Here is a 22,361-nt window from a genome sequence, read left to right on the forward strand (position 1 = left end):
CGTGATCGTCTTTCAGCGGAAAGGCAGGTTATCATCGCTCTCCAGGAAATAGCGCCTAAAAGTTCCCGTCCCAAAAATGGCGAGGCGTTTGCTCGGCATGTAGCAAAAACTTTCGGTCAGCGAATAGAAGCGAAGAGCGTCGCAAAATGGCTCTTAGTTTTCCCTAGCGCGAAAAAAATATGAAAAAGCGTTAGGGTAGATCTGAAGTGGCACCGTTTCCTTCACTAAGTATCCCGCGAACAGCGGATTCTCGGATGGAGGTTACCAAGTGCGTTACCATTTAGGGGCGTGGGGCAGTCTGGTTGTAGCCGCAATTGCGTCCCGCGCTCCAATCATCGCGCCGCTTCAGAAAAGTTTCAAGGGGCGTAGGCGAAAGCCGATTAATCTTTCGGAGCCGCCGCTGTCTGGCATGCTTCACGAACTCGGAAGGATATTTGCTGTCGGCATCAGCGCCGATATCGCCGATCGGATCGGGGGGCGGCTGGACGGTCATGGTATTCTCGAAAAGTGCTTCGCGTTTTCCTCGTGGGAAACGCTTTAATGGCGAGGGCGAATAGTGAGCTCTTCGATAACGCGCGGCTAGAACGGGAAAGGCAGGCTGAAGACAGTATCGTGCGGGAGCGCATTCGGGATGCAGCCATTGCCTCGACCACCTTCGTCTACGGGTTGAATACAATCTGCGAGACGAGGCAATCGTCCGTTGCGAACGTCCTGAACTCGATACTGAAGAATTTCAGTGACGGCCTAAATGCTGGTGCTGGCAACGAAGTGGCGGGTGGAAGGTGTGTCGGTTTCGGCAGCAAATCCTCAATCAATCACAGGGGCCTGGGCAGCGATGCCACGCTGATGCTGTTGGACGGACTGCGGTTGCGCTACACGAGCAGTGCCCATGGGGGTGGCTTATCTGCCATCCCGGTCCCGAATGGATCTCGAGAAGCAACAGATACGGCCGTAGCTGGCTTTTTTCGGTGGCCTACGGCTGATGCACTATCCGGGCAAGTCTGGGTAAGCGTTACCGCGTTTCAGCCAAAGACCGCACAGCGACCCGCAGTTCGCAAGAACTGAGTCAGGCCCTTTCCAAATGCCGTGTGAATCATCCAAATCAGGTCTCTCTTCAACGGCAGTCGATCGCGCTCGCCCCCGGGAGAAAGCTTATAAATTATCCGACCGTGATGGCCTGTATCTGCTCGTTAAGCCGTCAGGTGCCCGCTACTGGCGGATGAATTTCAAACTACACCAGCTCCAGAGAACGGCGTCGTTCGGCCGCTACCCCGAAGTTACGCTCGCAGAAGCCCGTCAGCTACTGCTCAAGGCACGGCGGCTGCTCAAACAAGGCATAGATCCTGTTCATCAAGCGAGGCTAGACAAAGTTGCTGCGTCGATTTCGGCAAACAACACATTTCGGGCGGTATCTCTGGAATGGTTGGAAAAGATGCATCTTGAGGAGAAATCGCCAAAATCTATAAAAAAATATCAGTGGCAGTTGGGTCTGGTCATGCCGGATATCGGGAACCGGCCAATTTCTCAGATAGCTGCCCATGAGATATTGGTCTCACTGAAGAAAATAGAACGCACCAGAAAATTCTACACTGCCATGAGTGTCCGGGCACTGTGTGGGCAAGTGTTCCGATTTGCTGTCGCTACGGGAAGAGCGGAACGGGATGTCTGTATTGATCTGCGCGGAGCGCTCGTAACGCCTAAAACTGTGCATAGGCCTGCCGTAACCATGCCCAAACAGGTCGGCGCGCTCATGCGCGCGATCTACGATTACGAGGGCGCCCGCCAGACTGCGATCGCGCTACGGATGCTTGCGCACACATTCGTCCGGCCCGGTGAATTGCGACATGCTGAATGGAATGAATTCGATCTCGAGCGCGAGGTCTGGATTATTCCGCCAGAGAAGATGAAGATGCGACGCCCCCACTCGATACCACTCTCGCAGCAGGTAATCGGACTGATCGGGGAAATCGACCACGACGAGAATTTCAGCAAATATTTATTCCCGTCGATCCGATCAACCAAGCGCCCCTTGTCCGACAACACAATCAATGCCGCGTTGCGCCGGTTGGGTTACAAAAAAGATGAAATGACGGCGCACGGTTTCCGCGCGACGGCGGCCACATTGCTCAATGAGATGGGCATGTGGAATCCCGACGCGGTCGAACGGCAATTGGCCCACGCGGAGCCGAACTCGGTGCGCCGGGCCTATACCCGGGGTCAACATTGGGAGGAGCGCGTTCGCATGATGCAGCATTGGTCGGATTACCTGGATCAGCTGCGCGGGGGTGCTGAAATCATTCGTCCACAATTCGGCCGAAGAGAGCCGAAGCTGACCCTGGTTTAATGGGCCATCGGCGCCCGCCAGCGATGGTATGGCCGCCGTGCTCAATTCAACCCCAATCACAAGGCATCGGGAGCTGTTGCAGGTGATGAGGGCCTCGACGACGAGCAGCCGATGGTCATGATCAACAGTGACGGGAAAACGGCGAGCGTATTTTCCGGTGCGAATACATTCCTAAGAATTGAAACTTGCCTCGCCCCAGTCGTCCGATCACCGAAGTCGTGGTCGGCGAGGCCCCTTGGCGCAACGCCGTAGCACAATGGTTCGATGTGATCGCACGACCAATCAGCGTGCCGATCTTTCGACGGGGGAAGGGCAGGGAAGGCAGGCAGGTGATGGCGATTGCGACCGACTTCCTTGATCCGGGGCGTATCGGGTCTCGCGAATGTCCGGATGCTGTGAACTTTCGGTAAGCGCCGACCGAACCCCGCCTTGTGCGGATGGCGGTCGGCGTGAAGTTCGCAGGGTACATGGAGGCCTTGCGAGTGGATATCGAGCAGTCAAAAGAGCCTCGTATGAGTGCTCGCCGAGATGGCGGAGCGGTCGTACGGGTGGAACGTCGCCGGCATTGGAGCGACGAAGAGAAGCTGGCGATCCTGAAGGAGACGACGCAGCCCGGCGCCATCATGGCGGTGGTGGCGCGTCGGTACGGGATCGGAACGGGTCAACTTTACACCTGGCGCAAGCAATTGCTCCGCGGCGCGATGGCCGGGTTCGTGCCCGTCGAACTGACGCCTGCCGAACCGCTCGGCAAGTCGTCCGACGCTGGCCGGATCGAAATCCGGCGCGGCGGTGGCTTCACGGTATCGATCGACAAGCTGGTCGACAGGGAGGCGTTGAGATTGGCGCTCGAGGTTGTCGGGGAGCTTGAACGTTGAGCCTGACGCTGCCGCCGTCGGCGAAGATCTATCTGTCGCTGGCACCGTGCGACATGCGCAAGGGCTTCGATGGCCTGTCGGCGCAGGTGCGCAATATCCTCCAGCTCGATCCTTTCTCCGGCGCCGTTTTCCTCTTCCGCGGAAAAAGAGGCGATAGATTGAAGGCGCTGGTGTGGGACGGGTCGGGACTTTGTCTTTATGCAAAACGTCTCGAGCGCGGAAAGTTCGTGTGGCCCAGGACTCAGGATGGAGCAGCCGCCCGACTCTCGGCTGCGCAGTTGGCAATGCTGATCGAGGGGCTGGATTGGCGGCAGGCAATTGTTCACGACGAGGTGCTCGTGCCGACCCTCGCATGAGCGATAAAAGCGCGGGAAAATACCGGTTTATGTAGGCGAGGAATGCCGCTTGCGCTATAGTCCTGGGCATGCGGTTCGACCTTGATCGCCTTCCCACAGACCCCGTTCTCCTGCAGAAAATGCTGCGGGAGATGGCTGAGGTCATGGAGCTGGAGCGGGCCGAACTGGGGGCGGCAAAACAGACCGTCAAAGCTCAGGGTCTGACGATCGAGAAGCTGGAGCACCGTCTTGCCCGGCTGCTGCGCGTCCAGTTCGGTCGCAGCTCCGAGAAGATGGACATCGCGCAGCTGCGCCTGATGTTCGAGGAGGTCGATGCCCCAGAGCCGGCCAATGATGACGCCCCTGCGGCGTCAGATGCGAAATCGACGCGCAAGGCCGGAACCAGGGCACCGATCCCCGCGCATATCCCGCGGCAGACGACGCAGCATCTTCCCGAGCCTTGCGGCTGCGGGGGTAACGAGACCGTCATCTGCGAAGACGTCACGGAAGTGCTGGATTACGTACCCGCCTGCTTCCGGGTCCTGCGTCATGTTCGCCCTCGCGTCGCCTGTCGGTCCTGTGAAACAATCCGCCAGGCGCCGGCAGTCGATCTGCCATTGCCCAAGGTGATGGCAAGCAGCGCACTGCTCGCGCATCTCGTCGTCAGCCGCTTCGTCGATCATCAGCCCTGGCATCGCCAGTCGGTGATTCTGCGCCGTCAAGGCGTGGAGATCGATCGCGACGTGATGGGCCGCTGGTCGCGCAAGCTGGCCTGGCTGATGGCGCCGCTCGGCGAACGGTTGCTCGCCCACATCCTCGAAGCTCCAAAGATACACGGCGATGAAACGCCTGTGACCTTGCTGCGGGGCGAAGACGGTAGCCACACCGCCTACTTCTGGGTCTATCTGCGCGACTGCCGTTCAAGCGGGGATATGAGCCCGCCCGCCGTGGCGTTCCGCTTCACGACCGGCCGCGGCGGTAAGCATCCGGCGGCCCACCTTGCCGGTTACTGCGGATACCTTCAGGCGGACGGCTATGCCGGCTACAACGCGCTGTATCATGACCCAAAGACCAAGGTGCCGCGCGGCGTGATCGAGGTCGGCTGCTGGGCGCACGCGCGGCGCAAGTTCACCGACATTCTGGCAAAGAACCCGTCGCCGGTTGCGGCTGAAGCGATTGTGAGGATCAACGACCTCTTCGCGATCGAACGGGACATCAAGGGGGCACCACCCGATGAGCGACGGCGGGTTCGCCAGCAGCTGGCCTGCCCGAAACTGGCAGCGTTGCGACCATGGCTCGAAGCCCAGATGCAGGGACTGTCTTCTGACAGCACTTTGGCGAAGGCATGCCGCTATCCGCTTAACCGCTGGGCGGCGATGGTTCGCTATTGTGACGATGGCCTGCTGGAGATCAGCAACAACCTGGTCGAAAATGCCCTGCGCGGCGTTGCTCTGGGGCGCCGCAACTGGATGTTCGTCGGGTCCACCAAAGGGGGGGATGCCTCGGCGCTATTCTACTCGCTCGCCGAAACATGCCGCCTGAACGGTGTGGAGCCCGAAGCCTGGTTCACGGACGTCATTGCGCGCATCGGCAATCACCCAATCAACCGGATCGATGAACTGCTGCCATGGAGCTGGCAGGCCCTACGCGATACGGCTCAGGCTGCATGAACACGTCACAACCTCACTCCGCTCTGTTCACACCTCTCGTCTGGGATCCCGGTCTCCTCCCGCCACTGGAGATGGACGGCTACCTGACCGGCGTGCTGGTGACACCAGAATTGGAAATCGCCGACTGGATTGCCGACTTGTGGACCGCGCTCCCCCCGGTGACGGATCAAGCCAGAATGGAGCAGGCCCTCGCCGCCGTTCTGACACGGGTCAAGGCGATTGAAGCGGAGCTTCAAAAGGGATGGCCGAGCTATCAGCCCAGCTTCTCCGAAAGGGGGCAGAAGGCTGACCATGGCAGGGTCCGGGGATGGATGAAGGGCTTCTATAGAGCCATGAAGCTGCATCCCGAATATTGGTCAGACCTCGCCGACGACGAGCGAACAGCTACGTTTCTTGGTCTGCTGGTTGGCTTTATCGAGACAGACGAGCAGATCGAAGAACGCGAAGACGCTGACGCCATCCGCGACGAACACGCTGAGCTTCTACCGCGTGCAATCGTCGGTATGAGGAAGCTGGCGCTGCTGCACGACGGCGACGCGAATGCGCTCAGATCTATCCAGGCCAACAAGGTCGGCCGTAACGATCCGTGCCCATGCGGCTCGGGCAGGAAGTACAAGCGCTGCTGCGCAGCCTAGACAACTAGCGTCAAGGCCGGGTTCCGTCGGCGCTTACAACTTTCGTGTGGAGACGATTGCTCAACAGGCTGGCGCTTAGATCGCTTTCTCAAGCAGACGCTCCCGATCTTGACCGGCTTTCAGGGCCCGCGCCGTGTCGAGCTTCTGAGCTCGATGGGCTAGGGCGGCCCATGCGTCCGCTGCCCGCAGGCATCGGGCTCTCACTTCCGGTAACTTGGCTTGAGCCGCCGCTTCCGTCTGGATTTTTGCCTGGTCTTCGTAGAAACCTAATGTGGACATCTGCAAGTCCTCCCATCATGGGGTGGTAAAAGCCGCTAACCCCTTGGGTTCATCAGCTATCATAATTATGCGCTTGCAAGTCGACGGGCGAGGTCTTGCGGCCATGGTCAGCTGCCCACTCTAGAAGGCTCGCCGCTCCTTGTTCAGAACGTTCACTCTCACACGCTTGAATGCGACGATCTAAATGTAGGCCTGGTCGTAGGAGGACGTGAGGCCGTTCAGGGAAGCGGTTTGAAACTCGCTATCGCCCTCGCGACACGGCGGAGACCGTCAGCGGATTCGACAGCAAGGTCCAGCGGGCGGCCGCCGAGCCTAGCGCAAGCGGTGTTGAGGTAGGCGATGGCTTCGTTCCGCCCTCCGAGCGCCTCAAACGCCAGTTTGGTAACTTCGCCTTGCCGGCTTGCGGCGTCGGGCGACAGCTTTGGGCGATCGGACCAGCGGGCTTTCGACCCGAATGACGGCGTCACTTTCTTTTCGCTTGTCATACTGTTCCTATCTGCTGGGCGCATAGGGATAGCGGCTATTCAGGATGGCTGAATGATCTGAATTTGGCCTACCGATGGACGTTGTTACGCTTGCCTACTGACTAGGAGCCCATTTCCCTTGGGGTAGGCCGGCACACCCATGGCGTGACGCAGGCGAGCGATGCGAGACTCATAATCTTTTACGAGATCGTACTGAGATCCGCGCTCTTCTGCATCGCCGTTGCCAACAGCGTAGCGGATTAGTGCGATCTGATGATTTGAAAGTAACTGATTGAGGTCCATGCGCTCTCCAAATGGCGGGAGCGCGGTCAGTCTCTCAGTCATCGATGTGCAGACATTGTCGATAATGACTCATTAATATCACGCAAATTTTGAAAAAGCGAGAAAAATCGCTAAGCCGCAGCCTGCGATAAGAACTGATTTATTGAACACGACAATCGACCATAATCTTTCATTGGTTTCATTATACGTCGATATTTATAAGTAATACTCTCCCATTACTGATAATTTTCCATCACTTGTTGCTGATGAAATGAGGGAATATTTTCCTCTCTGCGTGTTTGAGCCCGCCGCGAACTCGACCAGCTGCCGGGCCGTTTATGGTGTGCAAGGGTTGAAAGTGCTGAAGCTAACTGTGGTTTTGCGGGGCGACCGGAGATGTAGGGTTAAACCTATCGATGAGACGCGGCTGGTGCCGACGCCATATACCGACTGGAAGTGCCTATCGCTTTAGTCTCCGTGATGCCGATGCGGTCCAACCAATCCATTGGTCAAGCCTCGACCAGATGCATAAATCGAGGGGCCTTCACCAGGCGTTCCCGCTCAAACCGCGGCCGAAAGATCGATCCAGTGATACTGCGTCCGCGCAACCTGGCAGCCGAGGATTAGGCGAACGCAAGGCCGGTGCCTGCAGGGCAGTTTTGTTAAAGGCGTAGAATGACGATTTGAATGGTCAGGGTCGCGATTGCGTGTTTAGAGTACCTTGTCAGGGCACAGAACCCTGCCCTTCCTTTAGACAACACTTACGGGAAGTGACGTGTCGTTCGACGGATTTCCTTTTCCAAAGCTCTTCCTGCGGCGGTTTTAAGGAACTGAATGCCGCATCGCTTTACGATAGAGGATAAATCTGTAACCGTCCGGCAATGACAAGCGCGAACGATGATATTCATGAGAGTTTTCTGCGCAAATGCGCGCCGCTGCGCATAGGCGACAGGACGCCGCGATTCGTGGCCCGCAGCACACAAGGGCCGATCGATCTTGATGACTATCGCGGGAGCTGGCTGATCCTGTTTTCCCATCCCGCTGATTTCACGCCTGTCTGTACCAGCGAAGTGGTCTCGCTGGCGCGGGCGGCGCCGCAGTTTACGGAGTTTGGATGCAGGCTGCTTGGGCTCTCCGTGGACAGTCTCTATTCGCATCTCGCGTGGATCAGGCTGATCCGCGACACCGCGGCCGTCACTATCGATTTTCCGATCATCGAAGATCCCACGATGGAGATCGCCCGGGCCTATGGAATGGTGGGCGCCGATGCGCGTGACAGCGGCACCGTGCGGTCCACTTATTTCATCGACCCCGATGGCGTGCTTCAGGCCAGCAACAGCTATCCGCTGACTGTCGGGCGGTCGATCCCGGAAATGCTGCGGGTATTGCGGGCGCTTCAGGAGGTGCGGGATGGGGTGGGGCTGGCTCCGGCCGACTGGCAGCCGGGGGCGCCGCTTCTGGGGCTACCGGGCGAGACTGCCGAGGCGGCGCTTGCCTCCGAGGATCCCGCGGGGTGGTTCCATGCCACGCTCGGTAGCGGAGCCTGACCAGATGGACACCGGAACCTTTACCGGATTCGATGCGATGTCCGAGCTGTTGCGTGCGCTTGCGCATCCCTTGCGTCTGCAAATCCTCCATGCCGTGCGGAGCGGGCAGCTTTCGGTGGGAGAGATCGAGGAACGTACCGGAATCGGCCAGCCCGGGCTCTCGCAGCAGCTGTCGATCCTGCGCAAGGCGGAACTGGTGCAATCCGAGCGCAGCGGCAAGCAGGTGTTCTATCAGGTCGACCGCGAGCGTCTGGCCGAGATAGGCGCTGCCTTGGCGGTGCTGGGTGGGGGAAGCGTGGGCGAGTCGGCTTCCGGGGACGCGCCTCCACCGTCTTCAGCTCCAGCGGAGGCTCCGGCAGGGGGCGCTGCGAGGTTTGCGCGGGTTTTCCGCTGACGCGTTCAGTGCAGGTCGGCCACGTCGATTCTTTCCGCGCATAGCGCCAGCGGCGCCTTGCGGTGCGAAACGAGGACGAGGCCGGTTCCGGTCCGATCCAGCCATGCGCGCAGGCTCTCGACCAGTGCCGCTTCGGTGGCGGCGTCCAATCCTTCGCTTGGCTCGTCCAGCAGGAGCCAGGGGCGGCGGCTCAGCAGCGCGCGGGCTATAGACAGGCGCTTGCGCTCACCCCCGGAAAGGATGCCGCCGCCTTCGCTGACCGCCATATCGAGCCCAGATTCGTGGCGTCGGATGCGCAGATCGAGTTGAACGACTTCCAGCGCCTCCCACATTTCCGCTTCCGTCACGCCGGGGCGGGCAAGGCGCAGGTTGTCGGCCACGGTGCCGATCAGCATCGGCGCATCCTGAGGCGACAGCGCAAACTGCCCGTTCAGTATTTCGGGCGCCAGATTGTTCAGGGGCCGGTCGCCGCAAGCCAGAGTTGCGACCGGAGTCTGCATCCCGGCAAAGGCCAGCAGCACCCGCGTCTTGCCCGAGCCGGATGGGCCGGTGACGGCGATTCGCGCGCCGGGTTCGAATCGGCGGCTGCCGAGAGCAATGGCGAGGGACTGGCCGGGCGCGGGTTCGTGCAAGGTGGCATCCAGAGCATTGAGCGAGGCTATCCGGCGCAGGCCTGCTTCCAGAGAGGCGCGGCGCAGCAGGCTGCGAGACAGTCCGCCCATGGCTTCGACAGCCGAAGCGGTGGCCAGGATGGCGAGTGCCACCATCGGCGCCGATGCGCGCGCCAGCAGCAGGACACCGGCAACGGCGAGGGCGCCATAGAGCGAAAGCAATGCGCCCTGGACGGCCTCTGCCTGGAACAGGCCTGCTCGGGCGCGGTCCAGGCGGGTGGAGGCGGGCTCCAGCTCGGCGAGGGCCTGATCGGCAAGGCCGTAGGCGGCGATTTCGGCGCGTGATCCGGCCAGTTCCACGTAGCGAATCCGCAAGTCTCCCAGCGCGGCGGCGGCCTCTTCGGCAGGGGCTTGGGTCAGGCGCGTCGAAATGCGGCGAAACAGGAACGGCAGGCCCGCCATCATTGCGGCGAGAAAGAGCAGTGCGGGCCATCCGGCGAAGGCGACGAGCGCAAGGCTGATCAGTCCTGAAACCACAGCGGCATCGCGTGCCGGCTGGCGGATGACCAGGTCTTCAAGCGCCTCCACGTCGTCGATCAGGCGCGTGCTGGCTTCTCCCGGCGAGGTGTCCGGCGCGTGGCGGCTGTCCTGCGCGGCCAGCTTCTGGAACAGCGACCCGCGCAAGTCCGCCATCCCTTCCAGCGCGACCTTGTGGGACAACAGGCGCTCGCCGTAGCGGGAGAGCGTGCGGACGATGGCGAGGAAGCGGATCGCCGCGCTGGGAACAAGGTAGTTGAAGGCTGCGGCCGCCGCATATCCGGCCGAACCTGCCAAGGCAGCGGCGGTCAGGAACCAGCCAGAGACAGCCAGGAGGCCGATGGCGGCCAGTGCGGCGATCCCGGCGCAGAGGCTTGCGAACAGAAGGCGGCGGCGGGCGAGGCCGGCGGTGGCGAGAAGCGAGTAAGAGGTCACAGAGCGATCTCCTGGCCTGCGGCGGCGATCAGGGCCGGGTCATGCGTGGCTGCCAGGATGCAGCGTTCTGCCGAGAGGTTGACCAGAACCTCGATAATCCTGGCGGCGGAGGCTTCGTCGAGGTCGGCGGTGGGCTCGTCGCAGAGAATCAGCGGGCGGCCGGACAGGATCGCGCGGGCGAGGCCTATGCGCCTGCGTTCCCCGCCGGACAGGCCGGAGCCGGCGTGATCGACCGGCATGGCCAGTCCGCCGCGGCGGTCGAGCAGGGGACCGAGCCCCACCGTGCGCGCTGTGGCCAGAATTTCCGCTTCGCTGGCACGGGGCGCGGCCATCGCCAGGTTCTTGCCCAGCGTTCCCGTGACCAGCAGGGGGCGCTGTGCGGCCCAGGCTATGAATTCGGGGGCCACCGGCGCGCCGGTCAAGGTGGCGATATGGCCCGAGGCGGGCACCAGCTGCCCGGCGATGGCGGCAAGAATGCTGGTCTTGCCACTTCCGGTGGGGCCGGAAAGGGCAGCAAGTGCGGTGCGTTCGAGCGTGAAATGCAGCGGCCCTGCCGAAAGGCCGGGGAATGCGAGGGCAAGGTGCTCCACGCGCAGGCCGTCGAAGCCGGCTTTGTCCGTGCCGAGGGTCGGCTTCGCGGGAACAGCCTTGTCTTCGAACGGAGCGAGGGCCTGGGTGGCGGCCTCGCCGAGCTGCTTTTCATGATAGGCAGCGGCCAGGCGGCGCATCGGCAGGTAGAATTCCGGGGCCATGGCGAGCACGAAGAAGGCCGGGACCAGAGTCAGTGTTTCGGGCTCGGGGAAGGGGAGCAGGTCCAGCAGCGAGAAGCCGCAATAGACCGCGACGAGCGCGATGGAGAGCGCGGAGAAGAACTCCAGCACTGCGTTGGAGAGGAACGCCGTGCGCAGCACCGCGACAGTGCGGCGCGCCACTTCGCCGGTGGCGGTGCGGACCTGGCGGCTTATCCGTGCTTCCGCGCCGAAGTGCCGGATCAGCGGCAGATGCGTCACCCTGTCGACGAACAGGCCCGAAAGCGCGTTCAGCGCGGCAAGCTGGCGTTCGGCGGCGCGGCGCGAGGCCGTGCCTGCCAGGATCATGCCCATGACGAAAGGCACCAGCGTCGCCAGCATGATCGTCGCAGCCACCCAGCTTGCCGGGGCGACGATCGCGGCCACCACCAGGGGTCCGACTATGGCGTTGATCCTTATAGGGGAAAACCTCACGTCACGATTCTCGATCGCGGTGTTATGATCCAGGGCAAGATTTGCGCTTTCGCCCGAGGAGATCGGTTTTGCCAATCGCCCACCGAGGAGCCGACGCCAGAACGCCGCGCGCCGTGTGCGGCTTGCCGCCTGGGCGGCCGCGACCGCAAGGCCGTTCACCGCGCAAGTCGCCAGGGCGCGCAATGCCGCGCCGCACAGGATCCAGGCCGCGGGCAGCAGCAGCGTTCCGTCCCGCGCCACCGCGCCGACGCCGGTCGCCACGCCCCATGCAAAGAGCGCCGCTCCCGTCACATCGATAAGCCAGGCTCCGGGTATCAATACCCGTGCAAATTTGACATAGATCAAATTAAGTAAACCATGTAAGTAAAGTTTGACAGCTTTCGGATCGAAGCCTAACGCGACCCTACGAAACCAACCAGCTTGGGGCAATCGCTTTCTTCCGCCTCAAGCCGCTAAAAACAGCGGGATTCGACATGATCGACATGGCAGTGGTGGAACTATCACGGCTGCAGTTCGCCTTGACGGCACTGTACCATTTTCTCTTCGTACCCCTGACACTGGGCCTTTCCTTTATTCTAGTAATTACGGAAAGTGTTTATGTCATAACCGATCGTCCCATCTGGAGGGACGTCACCCGGTTCTGGGGCAAGCTCTTCGGAATCAATTTCGTGCTCGGTGTGGCCACCGGCCTCACCATGGAGTTCGAGTTCGGCACCAACTGGGCCTATTACTCGCACTATGTGGGCGACATTTTCGGCGCACCGCTGGCGATCGAGGGGCTCATGGCCTTCTTCCTCGAAGCCACCTTCGTGGGCCTGATGTTCTTCGGCTGGGACCGCCTTTCCAAGCGCGGCCACCTGCTGACGACGATCATGGTCGCGGTCGGTTCGAACCTTTCGGCGCTGTGGATTCTCATCGCCAACGGCTGGATGCAGCATCCGACCGGGGCGGTGTTCAATCCCGAAACGATGCGCATGGAGGTGTCCAACTTCAAGGACGTCCTCTTCAACCCGGTGGCGCAGGCCAAGTTCGTCCACACCGTCAGCGCGGGCTATGTCTGCGCCGCCGTCTTCGTGCTGGGCGTGTCCTGCTACTATCTCCTGCGCGGCCGCCATATCGAAATGGCCAAGCGCAGCTTCACCGTGGCGGCGGCTTTCGGCCTCGCCGCCTCGCTCTCGGTCGTGGTGCTGGGTGACGAGAGCGGTTACGCGCTTACCGACAACCAGCAGATGAAGCTGGCCGCGATGGAAGGCATGTGGGAAACCGAGAAGGCCCCCGCCGGGCTTACCCTGTTCGGCATTCCCTCCAATTCCGCGCACGAGACCGCCTATGAGATCAAGGTGCCCTACGTGCTGGGCCTGATCGCCACGCGCAGTCTCTCGGGCGAGGTGGCCGGTATCGTGCCGCTGGTGGAACGTGCCGACTACCGCATTCGCCAGGGCGTGATCGCCTATGACGCGGTGGAGAAGCTCAAGGTCAACCGCAATGACCTGGCCGCGCGCGAGGCGTGGGAGCGTCACAAGAACGACCTCGGCTATGCCCTGCTGCTCAAGCGCTTCGTGGCAGACCCGCGCCAGGCGGACGACGCCACGATCGAGAAGGCCGCCTGGAGCACCGTGCCCAACGTACCGGCGCTGTTCTTCATGTTCCGCATCATGGCGGGGCTGGGCTTCTTCTTCATCGTGTTCTTCGCGACTGCCTTTGCCTTCTCGGTCCGTCGCCGGTTCGATCGCAAGTGGTTCCTGCGGCTGGCAGTGATCGCCATGCCCGCGCCGTGGATCGCGATCGAGGTGGGCTGGGCCGTGGCCGAATTCGGTCGTCAGCCCTGGGCGGTGGACGGCGTGCTGCCCACGTTCCTGGGAGCTTCGAGCCTGACGACGACCCAGATCTGGGCGACGATCATCGGCTTCACCGCGCTCTACAGCGTGCTGGCGGTGATCGAGGTCAAGCTCATGCTCGCCACGATCCGCAAGGGGCCCGAAATCTACGAGGGCGGATACGGGGGCGAACCCGCGCCCGAGCGGGCGCCTGCCACCACCTTCACCGCCATCCCGGCCGAATGAGACGGAGGCAACAATGACCATACCCTTCGACTACGAAACGATGCGGCTGATCTGGTGGGCGCTGATGGGCGTCCTGCTCATCGGTTTCGCCCTGACCGACGGCTTCGACCTCGGCTCGGCCTCGCTCCTGCCCTTCGTGGGCCGCACCGATGCCGAGCGCCGCATGGTGATCAACGCCATCGGCCCGACCTGGGAAGGCAACCAGGTGTGGTTCATCCTCGGCGGCGGTGCCATCTTCGCGGCCTGGCCCTTCGTCTATGCGGTGAGCTTCTCGGGCTTCTACCTGGCGATGTTCCTGGTGCTTTCCGCCTTCATCCTGCGTCCGGTGGGCTTCAAGTACCGTTCGAAGAAGCCCGATCCCGCCTGGCGTTCGCGCTGGGACTGGGCGCTGTTCGTCGGCGGTTTCGTGCCGGCGCTGGTGTTCGGGGTGGCGGTGGGCAACGTCCTCCAGGGCATACCCTTCCGGCTCGATAGCGATCTTCGCAGCTTCTACGAAGGATCGCTGCTCGGCCTGTTCAGCCCGTTTGCCCTGCTCGCCGGACTTGTCTCGGTGGCGATGCTGGTGCTGCACGGCGCGGGCTGGCTGACGCTGAAGCTGGAGGACGGCCCGGTGCGCGACCGCGCCCAGCGCTTCGGACAGGTCGCGGCAGTGGCAGCCTTCGTGCTCTATGCGCTGGGCGGCGTCTGGCTGGCGATGGGCGACATCGGCTACCGCGTAGCCGGCGTGGCCGAGGCGGCTGGTCCGTCCAACCCGCGCATGACCGAAACGGTCCAGGCGGCAGGGGCCTGGCTCGCCAACTACGGCGCGCACCCCTGGATGATCCTGGCACCGCTGCTCGGCCTCGCCGGACCGCTGGTGGCCCTCATCGGCATTCGCGGACGCAAGGACGCGCTGGTCTTCGCCGGATCGTCGATGGCGAACCTGGGCATCATCGCCTCTGTCGGCCTGTCTATGTTCCCCTTCATCCTGCCCAGCTCGATCGATACGCGTTCGAGCCTGCTGGTGTGGAACGCCTCGTCCAGTCACACGACGCTGTTCATCATGCTGCTGGTGACGGTGGTGCTGCTGCCGATCGTGCTGGCCTACACGGCCTGGGCCTACAAGGTCATGTTCGGCCGGGTGACGACGCGTGAAGTGAACCTCAACCCCGACTTCTATTGAGGAAACGACGATGTGGTACTTTTCCTGGATCCTCGGCGTCAGCTTTGCCGTCGGCTTCGGCATCATCAATGGCGTCTGGCACGAATTCCACACCGACCCGGCCGATGAGCACACCGTGCTCGACTGATCTGAGGGCCGGCACATGAAAAAGGGCGGGGGGCCGATGGCCTCCTGCCCTTTTCGTTGTTTCAGGCTGCGTCTCAGGCCGGCTTGATGCCTATACAGAGGTACTTCACCTCCATGTAGTCATCGAGCCCGTAGTGCGATCCCTCGCGGCCGAGGCCCGACTGCTTGACGCCGCCGAAAGGCGCCACTTCGGTGGAGATCAGGCCGGTGTTGATGCCGACCATGCCCGCTTCCAGCGCCTCCGCCACGCGCCAGACGCGGCTGATGTCCGATGCGTAGAAATAGCTGGCGAGGCCGAACTCGGTATCGTTGGCCATGCGGATAGCCTCGGCCTCGTCGGTGAAGCGGATGACACCCGCCAGCGGCCCGAAGGTCTCCTCGCGCGCCAGCTTCATGTCGGGCTTCACGCCCGCAATCACGGTGGGGTTGAAGAACGAGCCGCCGCGTTCGTTGCGCTGGCCGCCCGCGAGCACCTTGGCGCCGCCATCGACCGCGTCCTTGAGGTGCTCCTCCACTTTCTCGACCGCCTTCTCGTCGATCAGCGGGCCGACTTCGGTGCCGTCGTCCAGTCCGTAGCCTACCTTCATGCCGGAGACGCGCTTGGCGAGCTTCTCGACGAACTCGTCGTAGACGCCGTCCTGCACGTAGAAGCGATTGGTGCAGACGCAGGTCTGGCCGCCGTTGCGGAACTTGGAGATCATCGCGCCGTCGATGGCGGCATCCACGTCGGCATCGTCGAACACCAGGAACGGCGCATTGCCGCCCAGTTCCATCGAGGTCTTCTTGATCGTCTCGGCACATTCGCGCAGCAGGTCGCGGCCGATCTCGGTGGAGCCGGTGAAGGTCAGCTTGGCGACCTTGGGGCTGGCGGTCAAAGTGCCGCCGATCTGCCCGGCGCTGCCGGTGACGACATTGACCACGCCCGCCGGAATGCCCGCCATCTCGCAAAGCCGCGCGATCGCCAGCGCCGAATAGGGCGTGGCCGAGGCGGGCTTGATGACGATGGTGCAGCCCGCCGCCAGCGCCGGGCCGAGCTTGCGGGTGATCATCGCATTGGGGAAGTTCCAGGGGGTGATCGCCGCGACCACGCCGACGCCCTGCTTGATGCAGACGATGCGGCGATCCGGCGCATGGCCGGGGATTACGTCGCCATAGGCGCGCTTGCCCTCTTCGGCGAACCATTCGATGAAGCTGGCGCCATAGGCGATCTCGCCGCGGCCTTCGGCCAGCGGCTTGCCCTGCTCGCGGGTGAGCAGCTCGCCGAGGTCGTCCTGGTGCTGGAGCATGAGTTCGAACAGCTTGCGCATCAGCTTCGCGCGCTCTCCGGCCGTCTTGGCGCGCCAGGCGGGGAGGGCCTTTTCGGCGGCATCGATAGCGCGCGAAGTCTCGTCCGCGCCCATCTTGGGGACGGTGCCGAGCGTCTTGCCCGTGCCGGGGTCCGTCACATCGAGCGTGGCGCCGCTGTCGGCGTCGCACCACTGGCCGTCGATGTAGCACTGCTGCCGGAGGAAGTCGGTGTACGCCATTCGTGCTGATCCTCGCTGGTTGCGGAGATGCCGGACGCATCGCCTCGCGTGTGCCGGAGGAAATAGGCACCGCTTCGGGGGGAGGCAACTGTGACAGGTGATCGTCATGCCGGAAGCGCGGACGCGATTGACGTTGGCGACGCCCTTGGTTAGTCTCATCTGCGAATAAAAATTCACAATAATGAATTAACGAGGAGAGGGCCCCTGATACAGGCAGGCTATATCGATGGCGGTTTCGTGGCCGGAGAGGGGCAGTCCTTCGCGGTGCTCGATCCGTCCGACGAAAGCGTCGTGGATCATATCGCGGGCGTTTCTCCGGCACAGGTACAGGCTGCGATTGCCGCGGCACTGCGGGCTTTCGACACAGGCGAATGGCCGCGCCTCGCCATGCGGGAACGCGGCGCCGCGATGTTCCGCTTCGCCGCCGCGCTGGAGGCTCGGGCCGAACGCCTTCGCGATATTGCCATCCGCGAGGCCGGATGTCCGGTTTCCTCCACGGTCATGGGCGCGCAAGTCGCCTCGCCGCTGCGCATGGCGCGCGAGATCGTCGAGATGTTCCTGCGTCTGCCGGAGATCGAGGACAATGCGCTGCCCCTGCACGAGCGGGTCAACGCCCACTTCGCGGTGCAGAGCGTCAGGCGCTGGTCCCCGATCGGGGTGGTGACGGCGATTTCCGCCTACAACGTGCCGTTCTACACGGCCCTCTGGAAAGTCGTGCCGGCGCTGATGGCTGGCAATACGGTAATCCTGCGGCCCAATCCGCTGACGCCGCTCTCCGCGCTGGTCTTCGCCGAAGCCGCCGAGGAAGCCGGGCTTCCCGCAGGCGTGTTCAACCTGGTGATCGAGGAGGGCGTCGACGGCGCCCAGGCGCTGACGAGTGATCCGCGCGTGGACATGGTGAGCTTCACCGGCTCTTCCACCGTGGGCGTGGAAGTTGCCAAGCAGGCCGCGCCGACGCTGAAGCGGCTGGTGCTCGAACTCGGCGGCAAGTCGGCGCAGATCTACCTCCCGGACTCGGTGGAGCGTGCGGCCATGGCGGCAATGTCCGTCTGCACCTCCCATGCCGGGCAGGGCTGCGTGCTCGGCACCCGCGTTTTCGTGCCGCAGGAGAGCAAGGCCGAGGTGCTGGAGGCGATGGCGAAGCTGTTGGCCAATGTGAAGATCGGCCCGGCGCGCGATCCGGCGACGCAGCTTGGCCCCGTGGTCAGCGCCGCCCAGCGCGCTCGCTGCGAGCATTTCGTCGCCGCCGCCGTCGCCGGGGGCGGCCGCGTGGTCTGCGGAGGCAAGCGGCCGGAGGGGCTGGAGACGGGCTATTTCTTCGAACCCACCGTGCTCGACCTTCCCGACAATGCCAATCCCGCCGCGCAGGAGGAGATCTTCGGCCCGGTCGTTTCGGTGATCGGCTACCGCGACCTTGATCACGCGGTGGAAATGGCCAACGACAGCCGCTTCGGCCTCTCCGGCTGGGTCCACGGCAAGGACAAGGTCAAGGCGTTGGAAGTGGGCCTGAAAATCCGCAGCGGCGCGGTGAACGTCAACGGCGCTCTGGCCTCCAGCCATGCCAGCGGCGGCGGCATCAAGATGAGCGGCCTCGGCCGCGAGCGCGGCATCGAGGGCCTGCGCGAATTCCAGATCATGACCACGCTGAACATTGGCGGGTGAGGGGAGGACCGGGATGAAAGGACTGCTCGAAGGCAAAGTCGCACTGATTACCGGGGCCGGATCGGGCGTCGGCCGCGCGGCTTGCCTGCTCTTTGCCGAACACGGCGCGAAAGTGATCGCGGCGGATGTGAATGCCGCTGAAGCGACCGCAACCGCCGAGATGGTGCGCTCCGAAGGCGGGGAGGCCATCGCCGTCGGGTGCGACGTTGCCGATCCCGCCTCGGTCGACGCCGCCGTGGCTGCAGGCGTCGAGGCTTACGGACGGCTCGACTGCATCTACAACAATGCTGGCGTGACCATCAGCCCGATCCCCGGCAAGGGCCTGCGCACCCTCATCGAATGCGAAGGCGAGGACATGCGCCGCGTGGCCGAGGTCAACCTGATGGGGGTGGTCCATGGCTGCCAGTCGGCGATCCGCCAGTTCGAGAAGCAAGGAGGTGGCGGCGCCATCGTTTCCACCGCCTCGGTCGCCGGGCTGATCGGCTATGGCGGCGTGTTCTACGGCGCCACCAAGGGCGCTGTGGTCCAGCTTACCCGCGCGCTCGCCATAGAGGTGGCGGAGAAGGGCATCCGCGTGAACGCTGTCTGCCCGGCGGGAATGCTCACCCACTATGCCGGGATGGACCCCGACAGCGAACACCGGGGCCGCATCCTCGAAGGCATGGGCCGCGTCCACCCGCTCGGCCGCGCCATCGACCCGCGCGACACGGCGTCGGCTGCGCTGTTTCTCTGTTCCGATCTCGCAAGCAACGTGACCGGCGTGAATCTCCCCGTGGACGGGGGGCTCTCGGCCGGACGCAAGGTAGGAGGCTGACCATGGCGACCTGTCCCTATTCCGGAAGCGATTCCCGCTCGAACGCGCTGGCATCGCTGCTGTCCGACAATCCGCGCTATGCGGAAATGTTCGATGTCGACAAGGCGGACGCCAATTCCGGCGTCGATCCCACGCGCGACTATACCGAGGACATGAATGCCCTGCGCGATGCGGGGGCGGTTCACAAAGGCACCCTGCGCGAACTGCTGGGCGTGCCGGAAATGGTGGCGATGCTCGGCGCGCCGCGAGAGAACATGACGTTCTTCTCCTATCGCGCCTGCGAGATCGGTTTTCGCGAGAACCAGCTCTATTCCTCGGAAGGGTATAACGAGAGCGCGGGCGTGCGCACCTTGGGCACCACAATCCTGTCGATGGTGGGCAAGCCGCACAAGCGCCTGCGCTCCGCCGCGCAGCCCCTGTTCAAGCGGCCCAAGGTGCTGGACTGGTGGAACAAGCGCTGGATCGAGGAGACGGTGGACGTCCTGCTCGATCAGCTGCTCGATCGCGACACCGCCGATCTCAACACCGAGCTTTGCGCCCGTCTGCCGATGGCCACCGTCACCCGCGCCATCGGGCTGGAGGGCGAGGACGTGATCGAGTTCCGCTACCAGCTCAACCGCGCAACCTTTGGCGCCCGTTACCTCAAGCCGGAGGAAGCCGCCGAGGCGCGCGCCTGGGTGGACGGCACGCTGCGCCGCCTGATCGCGGAGAACCAGCGCGAGCCGGGCGACAACCTGATCGCCGGGCTGATCGGCTGCGAGATCGCGCATGAAGACGGCTCCAAGCGGCCGCTCACCGAGGACGAGCTGTTCGGCTACTGCAAACTTGCGATCTTCGCGGGCGGCGGCACCACCTGGCGCCAGCTTGGCATCACCATCGATGCGCTGATGAACCACCGCCACTTCTGGGAAGCCTGCCGCGCCGACCGCAGCGTGATCGACCTCGCCGTGGAAGAGGGCCTGCGCTGGCGCGCGACCGACCCGGTGTTCATGCGCCTCTGCATGGAGGATACCGAGATGGAGGGCGTGCCGGTCCCCGCCGGTACCCGCATCCACTTGTGCCTCGGCGCCGCCAATCACGATCCCACCGTGTTCAACAAGCCGGAGGAATACGACATCTTCCGCCGCAAGGAGCACCACATGGGCTTCGGATTCGGCCCGCACCGCTGCCTCGGCATGGACGTTGCCCGGCAGGAGATGGTGGTGGCGATCAACGGCCTGCTCGACCGCTTCCCGAACATGACGCTCGACCCCGCCAAGCCGAAGCCGGAATATCGCGGCCTCGACCATCGCGGCATGTCGGCGGTGACGGTGAAGCTCAGATGAGCGAGACGATGAAGCAGGTCGTTCTGGCTCGCTATGCCAGCGGCAATCCCAAGCCATCGGATTTCCGCGTGGAGGACGCACCGACCCCGCAGCCGGGCGAGGGCGAGGTGCTGCTGAAGACGCTCTGGCTGGGGCTCGATCCGCTGATCCGCTTCGCCATCGACGAGAAGCGACTTTCCGGCGTCACCCAGGTCCGTCCGGGCGAGGTGATGTATGGACCGACCGTCAGCGCGGTGGTCGCCTCCAACCACCCTGGTTATGCGGTGGGCGACGTGGTGGAGGACCGCACCGGCTGGCGCGAATATGCCGTGGTCGCGCCGGATAAGGCGGACTGGCGCGGGCCGCCGCGAAAGCTCGACCCCGCAATGGCGCCGGTGTCCACCGCATTGGGCGCGCTGGGCATGCCGGGGCAGACCGCCCATGCCTGCGTCATCGGCATCGGCCGCGTGGCGGCGGGCGAGACGGTGGTGATCTCGGCGGCGGCGGGGGCGGTCGGCAGCATTGCCGGACAAATCGCCAAGATTCGTGGCGCCCGCGTGGTCGGTATCGCCGGAGGTCCGGACAAGTGCCGGGGCCTGCTCGACCTCGGCTTCGACGCTTCGGCCGACTACAAGGCGCCGGACTTCGCCGCACAACTCGCTAGCGCATTGCCCGAAGGCGCGGACGTGTTCATCGATAACGTCGGCGGGGACGTAATGCTGGCGGTGCTACCTCATCTGAAGCGCGGGGCGCGGATGCCGGTCTGCGGTTTCATCGCCTATTACGGTATGGGCATGGAAGGACCGGGACCGGACCGGCTGCCCGGCTTCTTCCGCACCATCATGTCGAAAGGGCTGGAAATCCGCGGATTCGGCGGGTTCCTCGTCGGCGGACAGCAGGCGCTGGAAGACATCGCGGGCTGGATCGCGCAAGGGCGGGTCCAGTGCGCCGAATCGGTCGTGGAAGGGCTGGATGCCGCCCCGCAAGCCTTCGCCGGGGTGTTTTCTGGCAACAACCATCTAGGCAAGCTGCTGGTGAAGGTGTCAGGCTGACCGCGATAACAGAAAATCGCAGGATGCCACCATGACGGTTCCCAACTCGCCGGACCACTATCCGCCGCCGCCGCGCCAGACGGCGAACCCGGCGCCGCCGCGCCCCGCCGATTCGCTACGCCGCACGACAAGCATCGACGTCGCCTGGCCCGATGGACCCGAAGGCCAGCGCCTCTTCGTCGGCCGGGCGCGCGATTATCTGACCGGCGCCGACGGCACCGGCCGGACGCTGGCCGAGGGCGAGTTCTCGCTGCGGATGACCGAGGACAAGACGATCACCGAGATCGCCGCCGATCCGGCGCCGGAGGCCATCGCCCAGCTGATCGCGCGCGCGGATCCGCTCTATCTCGTGCTCGACGATCTTTCCGGCACCGCGCTCGTTTCCGCTTTCGCCTGGGGACAATGGTATCCGGAACGCATGGAACTGCTGCGTCGGCGGCTCGGCGGCGACGAGGACAACCCGGTGCTCGCGCAGCGCGCCAACGTCTGCTGGGGGCTTCGGGAGGGCAACAGCGGCGTTACCGGCACTTCGCTGGAGAACGTGGCCGACGCTGATGCGGGCCATTTGCGCAACCCGGCGGATCCCGAAGGCTGGCATGCTTTCCTGGAATACGAAGGCCCCGGCTTTCGCCGCGCCCGCCGCATCGACGTGACGCGGGAGCAAGGCCTGATTCGCATCGATTCCGCCTTCCAGGACAGCGCCAAGCTGCGTGAGGGTGGCCGCGTCGCCATCCACGAATACAACCTTGCCGCCACGGTCGATGCCGAAAGCCTGGAAGTGCTGACGCTGGAGCCGGAAGCGCGCATCCTGCCGTTCCGGGAATGCCCCGGCGCCGTCCACAACCTTGCGCGGCTGGTCGGGCGCAATCTGGCGCAAGTGCGCGAGGACGTGCTGGAAATGCTGCGCGGGCCCGACGGCTGCACGCACCTCAACGATGCCCTGCGCGCGCTGGCGGATGTGCCGCGACTGGTCGAGCAACTGCGGCAGCCGGCCTGAGTCTCGTTCGGGAGCGCCCCGGCG

19 protein-coding genes are annotated in these 22,361 nt (G+C 63.6%); 15 read left to right on the plus strand and 4 right to left on the minus strand.

What is annotated here, in order from left to right; all coding sequences use genetic code 11:
* The first annotated feature begins 1,081 nt into the window (after positions 1-1,081).
* From ACI3K3_RS11660 to ACI3K3_RS11680, 5 genes are all read left to right on the plus strand, one after another.
* Positions 1,082-2,344 carry a tyrosine-type recombinase/integrase gene (locus ACI3K3_RS11660; RefSeq protein WP_404913825.1) on the plus strand — a complete coding sequence of 421 codons (1,263 nt, stop codon included), beginning with the start codon at positions 1,082-1,084 and terminating at the stop codon, positions 2,342-2,344.
* Positions 2,345-2,781: 437 nt separating this feature from the next.
* Entirely contained in the window at positions 2,782-3,219 is a 438-nt protein-coding gene (gene tnpA, locus ACI3K3_RS11665; RefSeq protein WP_404913826.1) for an IS66-like element accessory protein TnpA, read from the plus strand.
* Positions 3,216-3,575 carry an IS66 family insertion sequence element accessory protein TnpB gene (tnpB, locus tag ACI3K3_RS11670; protein WP_404913827.1) on the plus strand — a complete coding sequence of 120 codons (360 nt, stop codon included), beginning with the start codon at positions 3,216-3,218 and terminating at the stop codon, positions 3,573-3,575. Before tnpA ends, tnpB begins: the two co-directional genes overlap by 4 nt.
* 68 nt (positions 3,576-3,643) lie before the next feature.
* A complete protein-coding gene (gene tnpC / locus ACI3K3_RS11675; protein WP_404913828.1) occupies positions 3,644-5,224 on the plus strand; it encodes an IS66 family transposase in 1,581 nt (526 codons plus the stop codon).
* Between the two features lie 71 nt (positions 5,225-5,295).
* A complete protein-coding gene (locus ACI3K3_RS11680; RefSeq protein WP_404913829.1) occupies positions 5,296-5,859 on the plus strand; it encodes a UPF0149 family protein in 564 nt (187 codons plus the stop codon).
* Positions 5,860-6,707: 848 nt separating this feature from the next.
* On the opposite strand, the gene ACI3K3_RS11685 is transcribed toward ACI3K3_RS11680, so the two are convergent.
* Complete coding sequence (locus ACI3K3_RS11685) at positions 6,708-6,905, minus strand: hypothetical protein (protein WP_404913830.1); 198 nt, start codon at positions 6,903-6,905, stop codon at positions 6,708-6,710.
* Positions 6,906-7,765: 860 nt separating this feature from the next.
* On the opposite strand from ACI3K3_RS11685, the gene ACI3K3_RS11690 reads away from it, so the two are divergent.
* The gene (locus ACI3K3_RS11690) at positions 7,766-8,431 is read left to right on the plus strand and encodes a redoxin domain-containing protein (RefSeq protein WP_404913831.1); all 666 of its coding nucleotides are present in this window, start codon (positions 7,766-7,768) and stop codon (positions 8,429-8,431) included.
* A complete protein-coding gene (locus ACI3K3_RS11695) occupies positions 8,406-8,825 on the plus strand; it encodes an ArsR/SmtB family transcription factor (protein WP_404913832.1) in 420 nt (139 codons plus the stop codon). The genes ACI3K3_RS11690 and ACI3K3_RS11695 overlap by 26 nt, the downstream gene beginning before the upstream one ends.
* A 5-nt stretch (positions 8,826-8,830) precedes the next feature.
* Here the strand turns inward: ACI3K3_RS11695 and ACI3K3_RS11700 are convergent, their stop codons facing one another.
* Together ACI3K3_RS11700 and ACI3K3_RS11705 are read right to left on the minus strand one after the other, a co-directional pair.
* Positions 8,831-10,408, minus strand: a complete 1,578-nt coding sequence (locus tag ACI3K3_RS11700; RefSeq protein ID WP_404913833.1) for an amino acid ABC transporter ATP-binding/permease protein — start codon at positions 10,406-10,408, stop codon at positions 8,831-8,833.
* A complete protein-coding gene (locus tag ACI3K3_RS11705) occupies positions 10,405-11,922 on the minus strand; it encodes an ABC transporter ATP-binding protein/permease (protein WP_404913835.1) in 1,518 nt (505 codons plus the stop codon). Before ACI3K3_RS11705 ends, ACI3K3_RS11700 begins: the two co-directional genes overlap by 4 nt.
* 182 nt (positions 11,923-12,104) lie before the next feature.
* On the opposite strand from ACI3K3_RS11705, the gene ACI3K3_RS11710 reads away from it, so the two are divergent.
* The 3 genes from ACI3K3_RS11710 to cydX are packed head-to-tail and all read left to right on the plus strand — an operon-like array spanning position 12,105 to position 14,983.
* Positions 12,105-13,694 (plus strand): cytochrome ubiquinol oxidase subunit I, encoded by a 1,590-nt coding sequence (locus tag ACI3K3_RS11710; RefSeq protein ID WP_404913836.1) that lies wholly within the window; start codon positions 12,105-12,107, stop codon positions 13,692-13,694.
* A gap of 13 nt (positions 13,695-13,707) precedes the next feature.
* Entirely contained in the window at positions 13,708-14,856 is a 1,149-nt protein-coding gene (cydB, locus tag ACI3K3_RS11715) for a cytochrome d ubiquinol oxidase subunit II (protein WP_404913837.1), read from the plus strand.
* Positions 14,857-14,866: 10 nt separating this feature from the next.
* Positions 14,867-14,983 (plus strand): cytochrome bd-I oxidase subunit CydX, encoded by a 117-nt coding sequence (gene cydX / locus ACI3K3_RS11720; RefSeq protein WP_313435557.1) that lies wholly within the window; start codon positions 14,867-14,869, stop codon positions 14,981-14,983.
* 73 nt (positions 14,984-15,056) lie between these two features.
* On the opposite strand, the gene ACI3K3_RS11725 is transcribed toward cydX, so the two are convergent.
* Complete coding sequence (locus tag ACI3K3_RS11725) at positions 15,057-16,508, minus strand: NAD-dependent succinate-semialdehyde dehydrogenase (protein ID WP_404913838.1); 1,452 nt, start codon at positions 16,506-16,508, stop codon at positions 15,057-15,059.
* 237 nt (positions 16,509-16,745) lie between these two features.
* Between ACI3K3_RS11725 and ACI3K3_RS11730 the strand changes: the two genes are divergently transcribed.
* From ACI3K3_RS11730 to ACI3K3_RS11750, 5 genes are read left to right on the plus strand one after another with little or no spacing between them, the layout of a single operon-like run.
* Positions 16,746-18,170, plus strand: coding sequence for an aldehyde dehydrogenase family protein (locus ACI3K3_RS11730; RefSeq protein WP_404913839.1), 1,425 nt, complete (start codon positions 16,746-16,748; stop codon positions 18,168-18,170).
* A 13-nt stretch (positions 18,171-18,183) separates the two neighbouring features.
* A complete protein-coding gene (locus ACI3K3_RS11735; protein ID WP_404913840.1) occupies positions 18,184-18,984 on the plus strand; it encodes an SDR family NAD(P)-dependent oxidoreductase in 801 nt (266 codons plus the stop codon).
* A 2-nt stretch (positions 18,985-18,986) separates the two neighbouring features.
* On the plus strand, positions 18,987-20,309 hold the full coding sequence (locus ACI3K3_RS11740) for a cytochrome P450 (RefSeq protein WP_404913841.1): 1,323 nt from the start codon (positions 18,987-18,989) through the stop codon (positions 20,307-20,309).
* A complete protein-coding gene (locus ACI3K3_RS11745) occupies positions 20,306-21,340 on the plus strand; it encodes an NADP-dependent oxidoreductase (RefSeq protein WP_404913842.1) in 1,035 nt (344 codons plus the stop codon). Before ACI3K3_RS11740 ends, ACI3K3_RS11745 begins: the two co-directional genes overlap by 4 nt.
* 31 nt (positions 21,341-21,371) lie before the next feature.
* Positions 21,372-22,337, plus strand: coding sequence for a DUF2889 domain-containing protein (locus ACI3K3_RS11750; RefSeq protein ID WP_404913843.1), 966 nt, complete (start codon positions 21,372-21,374; stop codon positions 22,335-22,337).
* Positions 22,338-22,361: the final 24 nt, after the last annotated feature.

This window comes from Novosphingobium sp. ZW T3_23, from assembly GCF_044987305.1.
Lineage (GTDB): Bacteria > Pseudomonadota > Alphaproteobacteria > Sphingomonadales > Sphingomonadaceae > Novosphingobium.